This is a genomic window from Izhakiella australiensis (assembly GCF_002006995.1).
GTDB lineage: Bacteria > Pseudomonadota > Gammaproteobacteria > Enterobacterales > Enterobacteriaceae > Izhakiella > Izhakiella australiensis.
On the sequence record NZ_MRUL01000007.1, the window covers coordinates 1 to 14656 of the forward strand.

Here is a 14656-nt window from a genome sequence, read left to right on the forward strand (position 1 = left end):
GGGAAACCGTGTTATAAGAACTGATTGTATTTTAATCTAATTTGCACGAATTTCTGCACTCACCATCACCATACCCGCGAGTGCAGAAATTCATCCAAATCAGTGCAGAAAATTTTTCGCCGCTACAGGGGTTCAGAATTCTGTGTCACGTAAAAAATTCTACAGGGTCATCACATTATTTAGTCGCCCGCCAAAATAGATGGCTCATTGCAACAATGTTAAATTCCAGCTCCGGATTGGCATTGTCCATTTTCCTTCAGTTCATCCAGCGCCGTCTGTGCAGCCACTTTTGACACCGACCGGTATACCGGCTTCAGGTCGACCACAAATGCTTTGTGATGTTTCGATGTAACGTATTTAATTGAGTTGCGTATCTGCTGAAGGGCATCCAGTCAGGCGAATGCGCTTACGCGCGATCTCGTCGGACAGCGTGGTCTGATGCTTTTTCACCAGTTGAGTGCTATTACGATCGCGCGGAGTCGCGCTTTGTCGACATCGAAGGGGGGACATGTGTCATTCCTTTTTGATTTTATGTTACTGAATGACACAGAATTTCTAACGTTCCCGGTGGTTCAGACATCACAGTACCTCCCTCAGTATCAACAGGAGATAAACACTGCGCTATTTGTTACAGATCGTAAGCGAAATTTTCCACCGCACAATCCATTCCGCAGAACCGACAATAAATCGTCATACCGGTAAACCGGCCGTTTGAGCCCCGTTAGTGTATTACCCTTCAGGCCATGCAATTTTGATTGCGAGCCAGCGGCGATAAACGCGAGTTCATTTGCAATTATGGTGAGTCCGCGCCTGATTTCAGTTGCAGTTATTGTCAGCCAACATTTGCGCTGGTTGCGAGTCCGGCTGTTCTCGATTGCCAGCTGCGGCAGATAGGGAAGGCGGTGCCAGGTAAATAGTTTATCACGGCATCACGGGGATTAATCTTCGCCCTGATGAGAGCAGGGCGAAACGGCGGGCCTGCAATCAGGCCTCTTTCTCCAGCGCATTGGCGCCCAGCGGGGTTCTGAATTCGCTGATGTTATCTTCACGCTTCATCAGGCGGACTCTTGCCCGGCGTGCGGCTTCGTGCCCGCTTCCGGTGGCGATTTCCATATTACCGATCTCAGCAAAGTAGTCGCCGGCAAAGTGAATATCCACGTCATCGCGTTCAGAGTAGGCCAGCATCGGTTCAAAATTAAAACCGGCGGGGCGGTAGGTATTGCCGGGAACCCAGCGCTGAACGATGGTTTCCTTTATGTGCCCCTTAAGCTGCGGGAACATTTTATACACATCGGCAAGATAGCGATCGCGGATCTGTTCGTCGGTCAGCTTCAGCATTTCGCGTGCAGGCTCGCCGCCGGAATACACCATCAGGCTGCCGCCCGGTTTTCGTGCTCCGGTACGTAGCGGATTCGCATGGTTGAAGAACATATCAAAAGAGGCATCCGGCGTAGTGATCGCGTAGATGTCATCATAGGGCATCGGACCGGTTTCATCAGTAATAATCCCCATGGTCGGGAAGGGACCGTACTGAACGCCCTGCAGGGTATCGCGTACATCTTCAGGCATGTCGGTAACAATCTCAGCGGCCTGATAAGCCGGCACGGCGATAATGACCTGGGAAGCGGTAGCCTGGTGCTCGACACCGTTAGTTTGGTAAACCACGGTGATGTAGTCAGCGGTTTTACTCACCGATTTAACCGTCGTCTGGTAATGCACTCTTTTCCCCAACAGCTCCATCATCACCTCGCCGAAGCGGCCAGAACCGCCGTTCAGATTAAGCGCCATAGCGTCGCCTTTACCTGACCAAACGGCGCCGAATAATGAAACGCCAACGCCAGCATGCTGTTCTTCCATTTCTGCGGCTGCGCGGCGCGCTGCCGAGCGGAAAAGCGCCTCAAGGCGCTGCGGAAGTGGGCCCATAAACTGATAGAAGGATTGCTCGGCCATATAGCGCGCAACCCTGGCGCGCCGACGCTGGTTATTTTCGCCATACACCGGCTGCATGGCTTTTTGCCAGCCTTTTACCGCCTTCATAATGCGCAGACCGTGATAGGCCAGTGAAATGCGTTCGCGCATGCTCATCGACATGGTTAGCGGCAGGGCGGAAACGGATTTGGGTTTGTAAACTTTTCCGCCCCAGGCGATAGCGAATTTATTGCCGGGGATGGGAATGACCTCAAGGCCGATTGAATGCAGAATATTGCGCATATGTGAGCCTGCTGGCGGAAACAGATGCCCGCCCAGATTCAACCAGTAATCCCCCCGGCTGACAGAATAGAGCCGTCCGCCCAGACGATGGGTTTTCTCCAGCAGCATAATCTTGCGATCGCGCAGTTCCCATGCTGCGGAAAGACCTGAAGGACCACCACCAACAACAATGACGTCATACTCTGGTTTTTCCATTCTTCATTTACCTCAATAGCTCACTGGTACTGATTGGTTGAATAATCATGGCGTGCTGTTGCTGGCGATATTGCTTCCGTTAGCGCTAAAGAAGTATCTTGCCAGTGTCATCTATAATGGGTAACATATTACACGTAACATCTCATTGTCAATGTGTTGCTTTTGTGATTACACCAGCGTGCCATATGTCATCCAGAGGAGAGTTATAGTGAAAATATATAAAGCCAAAACCTGTTGCTATGCCTTACTTATGACGACCGGTCTGATGCTGTCTGCCGCCGCTGTCGGCGCGGACAGTATCGGTAAAGATGAGACGGTTGCAGCTTCGCTTCCTGACAGTCTGAAAGCGTCAGGCACCTTACGTATTGCGATTCCTGATGTGGGTAAACCTCTGGCTTATAAAGAGGGCGGCGAACTCAAAGGAATGGACGTGGAACTGGCCAAAGGCGTTGCGGCGGTAATGGGATTGAAAGCCGATGTCCATTTGGTGCCTTTCGCCGCCGCGTTGGCTGGCCTGCAGGCGAAAAAGTATGACATCTCCTATGGTGAATTTTACGTCACGGCTGAGCGGCTTAAGGTCGCGGATTTTGTTACTAACTGGCAGGATTACAGCTCGTTTCTGGTTGCTAAATCAAAGCAGTTCAAACCGAAAACGCTGAAGGAAATATGTGGTCGTAAAGTGGGGGCCATGGCCGGTTCCGCCGAGCTGGCTACCCTGAAAAGCGCGGTTGATAAATGCAGCGATCAAGCACCGGTTATCAGCGCGTTTGCCTCGGTTAACCAGGCCATCCTGGCGCTCAACAGCCACCGGGTTGACGGCGTACTGATCAACCGTGGCGGCGCGCAGGAGGCGATTCATATGGATGCCGGCCTTGATGCCTCCGGTGAAATTGGCGGCGGTCCAACGGCCACCGCGGTGGCGCGGAATGACGACTCAGAAAAAATGCTGACGGCGCTGAAAGCCGCGTACGATGCCCTGATTAAAGACGGCGCTTATATGCAGATTCTGAAAAATAACGACACCGCCTATGGCGCGGTAAAAAGCGCCGAAATCTATAAGCAGGGTTCGACGCCTCCTTCGTACTCTTTTAACTAAATCCATCATCGCGGATAACCGATCATCGCAGCCGGTGCTGCGGTGATTTTTTTGTATTTTTCCGCCCCTCAGCGCTAACCTTCAGCAGGAAATTAATCACGTATTGTTAAGGTCGGATAAACGTAATAAAATGTAGCATGTTACCGACTACTACTGTAAGGCAGGACTTATGGGACAGGAACCGCAATTAAGGCAAACTAACCTGCGCGATCAGGCATTGTCGATTCTTAAATTGCGTCTGGTGTCAGGCGATCTTGCGCCCGGACAGATATATTCGGCTTCAGCGCTGGCAGAAGAGCTGGGCGTGTCGAATAGCCCGGTGCGCGAAGCGATGCTGACGCTGGTGAATCAGGGACTGATGGAAGCGGTACGCAACCGGGGTTTTCGCGTGCTGCCGCTTAGCGACAAGGAACGTCACAATATTTACGAATTAAGAATGCTGCTGGAGGTTCCCTCCATGGCTAAGCTGGCGGGGATGAAAGAAAAAATCATTACCCGAAAAGCTGAGTTTGCTGCGATAGCGGCGAATATGGTCAATTTTGCCCGGGAAGGGGATATCGTCGGCTATCTGGAAATGGATCGTCAATTCCACCTCGGGCTGCTGGCGATTCTTGAAAATGAGCAACTGGTGACTATCGTTGAGAATCTTCGCGACCAGTCGCGCCAGTACGGTCTTAAAGCGCTGCGGGAAACCGGCGGGCTGATTAAGTCTGCCGAAGAGCATCAGCCGATCCTTGAGGCGATGGCGGCCGGCGATGAGACGCTGACGGCCAGCCTGATGACCGCGCACCTTACCCATCTGGTTGGCGACTGGGCCGGATAAGTTTAACCCGACTTCAGCAAGCCAGGCCGGGCGCTCCCGGCCTGGCTTGCTGTTAGCCTGGTGAGCGCGCCTGGTTACCATGTTAATCGAGCCGCCGGGAACGCCCCGGTTTTTTTCTGCCGCCCTCTGTGACTATGCCGACCGCAACAATGTAACGCGTTTACAAGGCGCTGCGTTCGCACTATCCTGAAGCGGTATCAATGGCGGTTTCAAACCGCATCCGTTGATTTCAATGACTCGGGGTGCCCTTCTGCGTGAAGGCTGAGAAATACCCGTACCACCTGATCTGGATAATGCCAGCGTAGGGAAGTCAGATGCCTGACCGGTATCCCTTCTTTATCGCCGGTTGGGAGCAATCATGAACCAGCCACAGCAGCTGCAGGCCGAACAGGCCGCCCGCGTATTAACGCTTTTCTCACAGCATCCCCCCTTAATTCACTGTATGACTAACGACGTTGTGCAGGGCTTTACCGCCAACGTGCTGCTGGCAGTCGGCGCCTCGCCGGCAATGGTCATTGATCAGCAGGAGGCCGCGCAGTTCAGCGCGATTGCCAGCGGGTTACTGATTAACGTCGGCACGTTGACGCGCAGCCGCAGCGCAGCGATGCTGGCCGCCGTTACCGCCGCGACGCAGCAGCAGCGCCCCTGGACGCTCGACCCGGTAGCCGTTGGCGCGCTCTCGCTGCGCAGCGATTTTTGCCAACAGCTGCTGGCATACCACCCGGCAGCCATTCGCGGCAATGCTTCAGAAATTATGGCGCTGGCCGGACAGACGGTAAGCGGCCGCGGCGTTGACAGTCTGCATGGCTCGCTTCAGGCCGTTGAGGCCGGTCATTTGCTGGCGCGCGCTACGCAGGCGGTGGTGGTGATCAGCGGTGAGCAGGATTATCTCTGCGATGGTGAAAATACCCTGACGGTGAGCGGTGGCGATCCGCTGATGACGCGCGTGGTCGGTACCGGCTGCGCGCTTTCTGCGCTGGTGGCGGCGTTTACCACCCTGGCAGGCAGTCGCCTGGAGAATCTGGCGACCGCGTGCTGGCTGTTTGCCAGAGCGGGTGAGCAGGCCCGACGTCAGGCTGCCGGACCCGGCAGCTTTCGCAGCCACTTTATTGATGCGCTCTGGCAGCTTAGCGCGCAGGAGGTGAGGTAATGAAGCGTATTAATGCATTAACCATTGCCGGCACCGATCCCAGCGGCGGGGCGGGAATTCAGGCCGATCTGAAAACGTTTTCCGCTCTTGGCGCCTATGGCGCCAGCGTTATCACCGCGCTGGTGGCACAAAACACCCGTGGCGTACAGTCGGTGCTCAACATCGATTCTGCGTTCGTCGGCGCGCAGCTGGACTCGGTATTTTCCGATCTGCGTATTGATACGATAAAGATCGGCATGATGGCTAACGAAGCGGTAATTAATCAGGTTGCCGACAGCCTGAGCGATCGGCCCGGCGGCTGGCTGGTGCTGGATACGGTGATGCTGGCGAAAAGCGGCGACCCGCTGCTAGCGCCGGAGGCGATTGACGCGCTGCGCAGACGCTTGCTCCCGCTGGCGTCGGTCATTACCCCCAATCTTCCCGAGGCGGCGGCGCTGTTGCAATGCGCGGTGGCCGGGGATGAGCAAAGCATGCTGCTGCAGGGGCGTAAGCTGCTGGAGTATGGTTGTCAGGCGGTGCTGATGAAGGGCGGGCATTTGAGCGACAAAGAAAGTCCTGACTGGCTGCTGAGCGCCGACGGCGAATGGCGCTTTAGCGCTGAGCGCATTGCGACGAAAAATACCCACGGTACCGGCTGTACGCTGTCATCCGCCCTGGCGGCTTTGCGCCCGCGTCATGACAGCTGGCCGGCCACGGTACAGGCGGCAAAAGGCTGGCTGCAGGGCGCATTGCAGCAGGCCGACTCGCTGGAGGTGGGCAGGGGAATTGGGCCAGTGCATCATTTTTATCAGTGGTGGTAGGGCGTAACGCTGGATTTACCAGGGAGGTTCTGAAAAATGGTGTCAGCAATTTGCCAGTCAGCGGGGTTTGCGTGCAGGATGTAAGAGGTTCGCTTTACCGATGAAACCGCCGCACTGCGGCTATTTACACCTCAACAGGAGCTAACATGACGGACATCGTACAGTTATTGGGCAAAGATGCGGATTCACTTTTGCAACATCGCTGCATGACCATTCCAGCGGATAGCCTGTATTTACCGGGCGCGGATTATGTTGATCGGGTCATGATCGACAACAATCGTTCTCCTGCCGTACTGCGCAACATGCAAACCCTGTATAACACCGGTCGCCTGGCTGGCAGCGGCTATCTGTCGATTCTGCCTGTGGACCAGGGCGTGGAGCACTCCGCCGGCGCCTCCTTCGCCGCCAATCCGCTCTATTTCGATCCAAAGAATATCGTCGAGCTGGCGATTGAGGCCGGCTGTAACTGCGTGGCCTCAACCTATGGCGTACTGGCATCGGTTTCACGGCGCTATGCGCACAAAATCCCCTTTATGGTGAAGCTTAACCATAATGAAACCCTGAGCTACCCGGCTCAGTACGACCAGACGCTGTACGCCAGCGTTGAGCAGGCGTTTAATCTTGGCGCGGTCGCGGTCGGCGCGACCATCTACTTTGGTTCTGAGCAGTCGCGACGCCAGCTTGAAGAGATCTCCGTGGCCTTTGAACGCGCCCACGAGCTGGGGATGGTAACGGTGCTCTGGGCCTACCTGCGTAATAATGACTTTAAAAAAGACGGCGTGGATTACCACACCAGCGCCGACCTGACCGGACAGGCAAACCATCTGGCCGCCACGATTGGCGCGGATATTGTTAAGCAGAAAATGGCGGAAAATAATGGCGGCTATAAAGCGGTCAACTTCGGCTATACCGATGAGAAAGTGTACAGCAAGCTGACCAGCGAAAATCCCATCGACCTGGTGCGCTATCAGCTGGCCAACTGCTATATGGGCCGGGCCGGACTCATTAACTCCGGCGGTGCCGCAGGCGGAGAGACTGACCTTGCCGATGCGGTGCGCACCGCGGTGATTAACAAGCGCGCTGGCGGCATGGGGCTGATTCTGGGACGTAAGGCGTTCAAAAAATCGATGAAAGACGGTGTGGCGCTGATTAACGCGGTGCAGGACGTCTACCTGGCGAAAAACGTGACTATCGCCTGATTAGTTGAATCGGACAGGCGTTGCCGGGCGTCGCTTTTCCGCTGCGCCCGGCGCGTTATCAGAATTCCTCAAACCAGCTGGCGTTGCGTTCGGCGATAGGAGTGATGGAAAAGATCATTTCCTGCAGATGCGTATGAATAGCGCTTTCCGCAGCGTTGGCGTCACGTAACGACAGCGCCTGATAAATCTTCTCATGCTGCTGGATCAGGCTCTGTGGCGGAGAGACTTCGCTCAGGGTGAGAAAGCGGACGCGATCCATGGTGGCTTTGATGTTCTCCACGGTTTCCCAGGCCAGTTCGCAGCCGATGCTTTGCGCGATCAAGCGATGAAACTCGTCGTCCAGCAGCAGAAAGCTCTGGCTATCATGGCGTGACGCCGCCAGCCGCTGCAGCTCAAGATTATGTGCCAGCTCGCTCAAAGCCTGCGGCGAGGCTTCAAGCGCCGCGCGGCGAACCACGGCGGTCTCAACCGCTTCACGAATAAAACGGCCGTCGGCCACCTGCTTGGCTGAAATTTTCCGCACGAAGGTGCCGCGCTGCGGCAGGATTTGCACCAGTCCCGCCTCCGCCAGCTTGATAAAGGCTTCGCGCACCGGCTGACGGGAAACGTTAAAGCGGGCGGAAACGTCTTTTTCCGACAGCAGCGAGCCCGGATGAATTGCGCAGGTTACGATATCCTGGCGCAGGAAACGGTAAATTTGCTGGTTTACCGGCTCACTGGCGGTAATGTTGTAGGCAATTGACATGGGCAAGTTCCGTTTAGCGTCGGCAGGCAGGTGACCAGTCTAAACAGCCGGCTGGCGTTGTGCCAGCCCTTTCAGCCATAAGCGTGATAGGGCAATCAATAGCGTTCGACCAGCTGATGCACCGTTGCTCTGGCGCCCTGCAGCAACAGCTGCTGATAAAATTCCATTACACACTGAATAAAGGCATCGCTGTGCGCCAGGTCGTCGGCAAACACTTCCTGCAAGCCAAGCAAGGCGCTAACGCGCGCAGCGCCCTGATCTGAGGCGACGACGCACTGTGCCAGACGCGCATTAAGCGGGTCGCGGATTTCAATCTTTTCGCCCTGTTCGTCAACCCCGCCGACGTAGCGCATCCAGCCCGCGACGCCCAGCGCCAGTAGGTCGAAGCGGCTGCCGTGCCGCAGGTGCCAGCGAATGCTTTCCAGCCAGCGCTGGGGCAGCTTTTGCGTTCCGTCGCTGGCTATCTGGGCGGTGCGATGGCGAATTGCCGGGTTTTCATAGCGGGCGATCAGTGAGTCGGCATAGGCCGTCAGATCCACGCCCTGAATGCTCAGCGTTGGCGCCTGTTCCGCCAGCATTAGCAGCCGGGCTGCCTGGCGAAAGTCCGGGTCGGCCATGCAGTCGCTGATATGTTGATAGCCTGCAAGATTACCGAGATAGGCGAGGAAAGAGTGGCTGCCGTTAAGCATCCGCAGCTTCATCTCCTCGAAAGGCACCACGTCGTCCACCAACTGCGCCCCGGCTTTTTCCCAGCAGGGGCGGCCGCTGACAAAATTATCCTCAATCACCCACTGAAAGAACGGTTCACAGGCCACCGCCACCGGGTCGTCGCAGCCAAGATTTTCCTGCAGTAGCCGGTGGGTTTCTGGCGTCATTGCCGGAACGATGCGGTCTACCATGGTTGACGGAAAGGCTATTTCCGTCGCAATCCAGTCGGCCAGCGCTTCATCCCGCTGGCGCGCCAGTTCGCAAACTACCTGGCGGGTAACGCTGCCGTTTTCCGGCATATTATCGCAGGACATTACGCTAAATGGCGGCAGCTTGCGCTGACGACGCAGGCGGATCGCGGCAAGGATAATGCCGGGCAGCGAGCGGGGCGTTTCGGGATTGGTCAGGTCATGAATAATATCCGGGTGGTCGAGGTTTAAGCGGGCGCTGGCCGGATGATGGCAGTAGCCTTTTTCCGTCACCGTCATGGAGACGATAGCAACATCCGGCTGGCTGAGCGCTTCAATAACGGCGCCTACCCCCTCCGACTTCGCATGAATGCCCTGTTTGACTACCCCCACCACGCGCAGCGCCAGCGTCTCGCCGGACATCTCGGCTACGCTGTACAGGCCGTGCTGAGCATTCAACGCATTGATCAACTCGCCGCTGTTGAGATTGACTTCGCAGTAGCCCCAGTCGCTGCCGTGATCGCGCGCCAGGGTATCGCTGCACAGCGCCTGATGGGCGCGATGAAAGGCGCCGAAGCCGATATGCACCATGCGCGTATGTAGCTGGCTGCGGTCATAGTCAGGCGTGGCTACCCCGGCTTTTAGCGAGGAGAGGGTAAGCATAGAGGATCCTTATCAACAGTGGCGGGCGCGTCAGGCGCGCCCGGTAAATATCAGACAGAAACGGCGCTATCCGGTGCTTTGGGACTTTTTATCACGAACAGCACCAGCAGCGCACCCAGCGCGGCAACGATGCCGGCTAACACGAAGGCGCTGTCAAAGTGGCCGGTGCGCTGTACGATAAACCCGGTCACGATCGGCCCGATGATGCCGGAGAGGCTACCCACCAGATGAATAAACCCGCTGACGCCGCCAACCCGTGATTTATGCACTACGTCCTGAATAATCGCCCAGTAGATCGCCCCGGTAATATAGAGAAAGAAGATCGATACCGACATCAGCGCAACCGCCGAGTTTACCCCCTGTACGTTGCCGGCAAGCGCAACGCAGAGCGCGGCGGCCAGCAGGGAAACAACCAGCACAATTTTGCGCGACATCAGTAATTTTCCGGTGATATTAAAAATTTTATCGGAAATCCAGCCGCCCAGCGCCAGGCCGACGAAGCCGACGATCCAGGGAATAACCGTGGTCAGGCTCATGGATTTAATATCAAGATGGTGCGCCTGGACCAGGTAGGCCGGGAACCAGCTGAGAAAGAAAAACAGGATGTAGTTATAACAAAAGAATGCGAAGGCGGTGACGATGATAATCGGCTGGCGCAGATAATAGCCCAGACCGTGCTTCGCTTCGCTAAGCTCATCTTCCGGCGTGTGCTGTTCGTTTTTAAGCTGTTCAACCAGCTGACGTTCCTGCTCGCTGACGCGGCGGCTACGGGCCGGGTTATCCGCAGCAATAAAGAACCAGATAACCATCCAGACGATACCGATACTGCAGATGATAATAAACGCCGGACGCCAGCCGAATGACAGCGCCAGCCAGCCGATCAGCGGGCCGGCTACCGCGCCGCCCAGCGGCGATCCGGCACTGAGGAAGCCCATTGCCGTGGCGGCCTGCTTTTTAGGAAACCAACCGTTAATCGCTTTGTTAGCGGAGGCGCAAATCGGCCCCTCCGCCATGCCGAACAGCACGCGCAGGATAAGCATTGACCAGAATCCGGTGGCGACCGCCGTCAGGCCGCAGAATAGCGACCACAGACCGACGGCGACGCCCAGAACAACGGTCGGACCGAAGCGGTCGGTTGCCAGACCGCCGATAAAATTAAACAGTGCATAGCCAAAAAAGAAGCTGCCAAAGATCATGCCGAACTGTTCGGCGTTGAGCAGGAGATCCTTCTCAATCATCGGGACGGTTAGCGAAAGCGCTACGCGGTCGAGATAGTTAATCATGTAGACCATAAATAGTAGCAGCACGATGGTCCAGCGCAGATTCTTAAACATAGTCACTCCGTCATTATATTTATAGCTGTAGGGGGAGGAGAGGCGGCTATTGCTGCCGCCTCTGCAACCGCGTTCTGCTGCTCTGGTGACTAAATCTCCAGAATAACTTTACAGCAGGAACGCGGGTCTTTTTCAAACAGGGTCATCGCCCGTTCAATTTCATCCAGCGGTATGTAGTGGGTTACCAGCTTAGACGGCGCTATTTTCCCCTCGGACATCCAGCGGATTACCTGTGGAAAGCGATGGCTGTTAAGTCGTGAGGTGAAGATAGACAGCTCTTTGCTGGTCAGGCTCTGCTGGGTAATCGTGCAGGGGGCGCCCGAAAAGCCCAGCAGGCCAATCCGCCCTGCGGGCGAAGCCAGCGCCGTCGCTTCGGCAAGAATGTACGGATGACAGGCCGCGTCGATAATCAGCGTCGGCTGCACGCCTGCGAGCTGCACTGCCAGCGGAGTTTCAGCGTTGTTCAGCGTTAAATCAGCGCCGTTATCACTGGCCATTTGCAGGCGTTGCGTGAGGCGATCGGCGACAATAACCTGCTTAACGCCGTACACCCCTTTCAGCACCTGAATCGCGGTCAGCCCCATCGGACCTGCGCCATATACCAGCGCGATATCCTGCGGCTGCGGTTGCAAAAAGGCGCAAATATTGGCGGCAATGGTGAAAGGTTCAACCAGGCTGGCAACCCGATCGTCAATGTTATCTGGCAGCGCCCAGGCGTTAGCGTTCGGAACCACTGAAAATTCGCTGAAGCCGCCGTCGCGATGAACGCCAATAACTTGCAGTTCGCTGCAGACATTTGGCCGGCCGACCGAGCAGGGGTAGCAGTGGCCGCAGCTAACAACCGGGTCAACGGCAACGCGCACGCCGAGTCGGGCAGGGTCAACCCCGGCGCCCACGGCGTCGATAATGCCGAAAAACTCATGACCGATAACCCGTGGATATTTGGCAAACGGGTTGTGTCCGTGCCAGATGTGTACGTCCGAGCCGCAGATACTGGCGTATTTCACTTTTACCCTGACTTCTCCGGCGGCGGGCTGCGGTTCGGCACGCTGCGCGATGCTCAGCTGTTCAGGTTGTTCAATCACCACACTTTTCATCACTACTCCTTGCCTTTACCAGTTCCATAGCGTGCCGTCTTCCAGCCGGGCGACCGGCAGGTAAGCTGGCTCATAGGGATATTTCGCCGCCAGTTTTTCGTCGAACTCAATGCCAAGGCCAGGCGCATCGCCCGGATGCATATAGCCGTTTTCAAAGCGCCAGTTGGTTTTAAAGACTTCCAGCATCTGCGCTGAGTAACCCATATATTCCTGTACACCGAAGTTGGGCACCCACATATCAAAATGTAGCGCCGCCGCATGGCAGATGGGTGACAGGTCGGAGGGGCCGTGCGAACCGGTGCGCACCTGATAAAGCGAGGCAAAATCGGCGATACGGCGCATGCCGGTAATGCCGCCCGCATGGGTTATGGTGGCGCGGATATAGTCGATAAGCTGTTCTTCAATCAGCTGCTTGCAGTCCCAAATGCTGTTAAATACCTCACCGACGGCGATCGGCGTAACGGTATGCTGGCGGATTAGACGGAAGCAGGCCTGGTTTTCTGCCGGGGTAGGATCTTCCATCCAGAACAGGCGGTAAGGTTCAACGCTTTTACCGAAACGCGCCGCCTCAATCGGCGTCAGGCGGTGATGCATATCGTGTAGCAGATGCTCGTCAAAACCAAACTTATTGCGTACCGCCTCGAACAGCTGGGGCGTAAAGCCGAGGTACTTCTCACTCGACCAGATCTGTTCCTCAGGCCAGTTGCCCTTCGTTGCCGGCTCGTAGGCCAGCCCTTTGCCTTTAGCCATGCCGTAGGTGGTTTTCATTCCCGGAATGCCGCACTGTACGCGGATGGCTTTGAAGCCCATTTCTTTATGTCTGGCGTAGTCGTCCAACACCTCGTCGATGCTGTGGCCGGTGGTGTGGCAATACACCATCACGCCGGCGCGCGAGGCGCCGCCCAGCAGTTGATATACCGGCATGCCAGCGGCTTTACCTTTAATATCCCACAGCGCCATATCGACAGCGGAAATCGCTGACATGGTTACCGGCCCGCGGCGCCAGTAAGCGCCTTTATAGAAAAACTGCCAGATATCTTCGATCTGATGGGCGTTGCGGCCAATCAGCTGCGGGCAGATATGATCTTTCAGGTAAGAGGCGACAGGCAGCTCGCGACCGTTGAGGGTGGCGTCGCCAATGCCAGTCAGCCCGTCGTCAGTGGTTATTTTTAGCGTAACGAAGTTGCGTCCCGGGCAGGTCACAAACACTTCGGCATTAACAATTTTCATGCAGGCGATCCCGTAACAGTAAGCTATGGCGGAAATTTAAATCTTGTATGACTACCATACAAGTAAGCGGATAGTATTATCCGATCGCGATCACAAACTGCCGATCGCGACAGCTTAAAAAGCTAAGAGGCAGGTCTGCACAGGAGACTTTGCCGCTGGCTGGCGGCTGGGGAGGAGAGTCATCAGGCGGCCGGTCAGGCAAGCGCCGCCAGGTGAAAGTCAGGCCAGCAGCTCGCAGCTGGGCGGCAGGCGGCATTCAATGGCATTTGCGATGACCTCAATGCGGAAATCGGTGCCGGTCAGGGGTTCGCCGTCGAGATTAAAGGTCATTTCATGGGGGGCGTGAATCGTCAGCCACGGCAGAGAGGCGCGGGTAATATTGGGATTATCGTCATCGCCGCCAAATATGGCATTCAGCAGCGTAGGCACCATCTCCTGGGCGGTAACAATGCTCAGGTCCAGCAGGTTATCATTCACCAGCGCATTGGGGCACAGGCGCTGTCCACCACCGGCCTGGCGGCCATTGCCGATACCGATCGCCAGCGCTTCGCCCTGCCAGATAAAATCAGGCCCGCTGATCGTGCACTCATCGGCTTTCAGGGTATCCATACGCATCAGTCCGTGGATAAAGTAGGAAACGCCGCCCAGCGCAGATTTAAGCTTTTCAGGGGTTTCGGTAGTAATACGGGTACCAAAGCCGCCGGTGGCCATATTGATGAAATAGCGGGTATTGTTGACTCTGGCGAGATCGATAATGCTGGCTTTGCCAACCAGCGCCAGGCGCAGGGCATTTTCCATCTCCAGCGGGATACCCGCGCTGGTGGCGAAATCATTCGCCGTGCCCAGCGGTAAAATCGCCAGTACCGGGCGTTTGTCCGCCGGCAGCCTGACCAGCGCGGTAGCAACTTCATTAATGGTACCGTCGCCGCCGCCAGCGACCACGGTGCTGGCTTCAAGCGTCAGGGCTTCATTGACGTAGCGCTGGCCGTCACCGTGTTCCCAGGTGACGCGAACGTCTATTATCCATCCTTCTTTACGCAGCAAAATTACCGCATTACGCAAGGCGTCATTGTTGGCGCCTTTGCCATTAAGAATCAATAAGGTGCGGGCGTGCTTGTCCATGTTAAGTTCCGGCAAAATATCACGATATGTCACAAGTTATAGCATAACCTGGTGCGGATGGGGCTGACGAAGGGCAAAAGAAAAGCCCGTTCGGG

The 14656-nt window shown here is 56.1% G+C and carries 13 protein-coding genes, 1 pseudogene and 1 riboswitch; of the genes and pseudogenes, 5 read left to right on the top strand and 9 right to left on the bottom strand.

Translation table 11 applies throughout. The annotated features are described in order from the left end of the window. Positions 1 to 251 precede the first annotated feature (251 nt). The 3 genes and pseudogenes from BTJ39_RS25160 to BTJ39_RS11550 all read right to left on the bottom strand — a co-directional run. Positions 252 to 392 (bottom strand): annotated as a pseudogene (locus tag BTJ39_RS25160) (IS256 family transposase); the annotation flags it as partial. After that, a complete protein-coding gene (locus BTJ39_RS24860; protein ID WP_176110299.1) occupies positions 358 to 510 on the bottom strand; it encodes a hypothetical protein in 153 nt (50 codons plus the stop codon). The pseudogene BTJ39_RS25160 and the gene BTJ39_RS24860, both read right to left, overlap by 35 nt. A 474-nt stretch (positions 511 to 984) precedes the next feature. After that, entirely contained in the window at positions 985 to 2406 is a 1422-nt protein-coding gene (locus BTJ39_RS11550; RefSeq protein WP_078002853.1) for an NAD(P)/FAD-dependent oxidoreductase, read from the bottom strand. Positions 2407 to 2614: 208 nt separating this feature from the next. Here BTJ39_RS11550 and BTJ39_RS11555 point away from each other — a divergent pair, with 208 nt between their 5' ends. From BTJ39_RS11555 to fbaB, 5 genes are all read left to right on the top strand, one after another. Then, positions 2615 to 3502: a transporter substrate-binding domain-containing protein gene (locus tag BTJ39_RS11555; RefSeq protein ID WP_078002854.1), complete on the top strand. Its 888-nt coding sequence runs from the start codon at positions 2615 to 2617 to the stop codon at positions 3500 to 3502. A 169-nt stretch (positions 3503 to 3671) separates the two neighbouring features. Continuing rightward, complete coding sequence (locus tag BTJ39_RS11560) at positions 3672 to 4325, top strand: GntR family transcriptional regulator (RefSeq protein WP_078002855.1); 654 nt, start codon at positions 3672 to 3674, stop codon at positions 4323 to 4325. A gap of 228 nt (positions 4326 to 4553) precedes the next feature. Then, positions 4554 to 4650, top strand: a riboswitch (TPP riboswitch). Between the two features lie 33 nt (positions 4651 to 4683). After that, positions 4684 to 5475 carry a hydroxyethylthiazole kinase gene (gene thiM / locus BTJ39_RS11565; protein ID WP_078002856.1) on the top strand — a complete coding sequence of 264 codons (792 nt, stop codon included), beginning with the start codon at positions 4684 to 4686 and terminating at the stop codon, positions 5473 to 5475. After that, the gene (gene thiD / locus BTJ39_RS11570; RefSeq protein WP_078002857.1) at positions 5475 to 6275 is read left to right on the top strand and encodes a bifunctional hydroxymethylpyrimidine kinase/phosphomethylpyrimidine kinase; all 801 of its coding nucleotides are present in this window, start codon (positions 5475 to 5477) and stop codon (positions 6273 to 6275) included. Before thiM ends, thiD begins: the two co-directional genes overlap by 1 nt. A gap of 146 nt (positions 6276 to 6421) precedes the next feature. Continuing rightward, positions 6422 to 7474: a class I fructose-bisphosphate aldolase gene (fbaB, locus tag BTJ39_RS11575; protein WP_078002858.1), complete on the top strand. Its 1053-nt coding sequence runs from the start codon at positions 6422 to 6424 to the stop codon at positions 7472 to 7474. Between the two features lie 58 nt (positions 7475 to 7532). Here fbaB and BTJ39_RS11580 read toward each other — a convergent pair whose 3' ends face one another. The 6 genes from BTJ39_RS11580 to yegS all read right to left on the bottom strand — a co-directional run bounded on the left by BTJ39_RS11580 (position 7533) and on the right by yegS (position 14561). Then, on the bottom strand, positions 7533 to 8219 hold the full coding sequence (locus BTJ39_RS11580; RefSeq protein ID WP_078002859.1) for a GntR family transcriptional regulator: 687 nt from the start codon (positions 8217 to 8219) through the stop codon (positions 7533 to 7535). Between the two features lie 95 nt (positions 8220 to 8314). Next, a complete protein-coding gene (locus BTJ39_RS11585; RefSeq protein WP_078002860.1) occupies positions 8315 to 9778 on the bottom strand; it encodes a mannitol dehydrogenase family protein in 1464 nt (487 codons plus the stop codon). A gap of 50 nt (positions 9779 to 9828) precedes the next feature. Then, positions 9829 to 11112, bottom strand: a complete 1284-nt coding sequence (locus BTJ39_RS11590) for an MFS transporter (RefSeq protein WP_078002861.1) — start codon at positions 11110 to 11112, stop codon at positions 9829 to 9831. An 89-nt stretch (positions 11113 to 11201) separates the two neighbouring features. Continuing rightward, positions 11202 to 12209, bottom strand: a complete 1008-nt coding sequence (locus BTJ39_RS11595) for a Zn-dependent oxidoreductase (protein ID WP_078002862.1) — start codon at positions 12207 to 12209, stop codon at positions 11202 to 11204. Between the two features lie 15 nt (positions 12210 to 12224). After that, positions 12225 to 13439, bottom strand: coding sequence for a D-mannonate dehydratase ManD (gene manD, locus BTJ39_RS11600; protein WP_078002863.1), 1215 nt, complete (start codon positions 13437 to 13439; stop codon positions 12225 to 12227). A gap of 219 nt (positions 13440 to 13658) precedes the next feature. Then, positions 13659 to 14561, bottom strand: a complete 903-nt coding sequence (gene yegS, locus BTJ39_RS11605; RefSeq protein ID WP_078002864.1) for a lipid kinase YegS — start codon at positions 14559 to 14561, stop codon at positions 13659 to 13661. Positions 14562 to 14656: the final 95 nt, after the last annotated feature.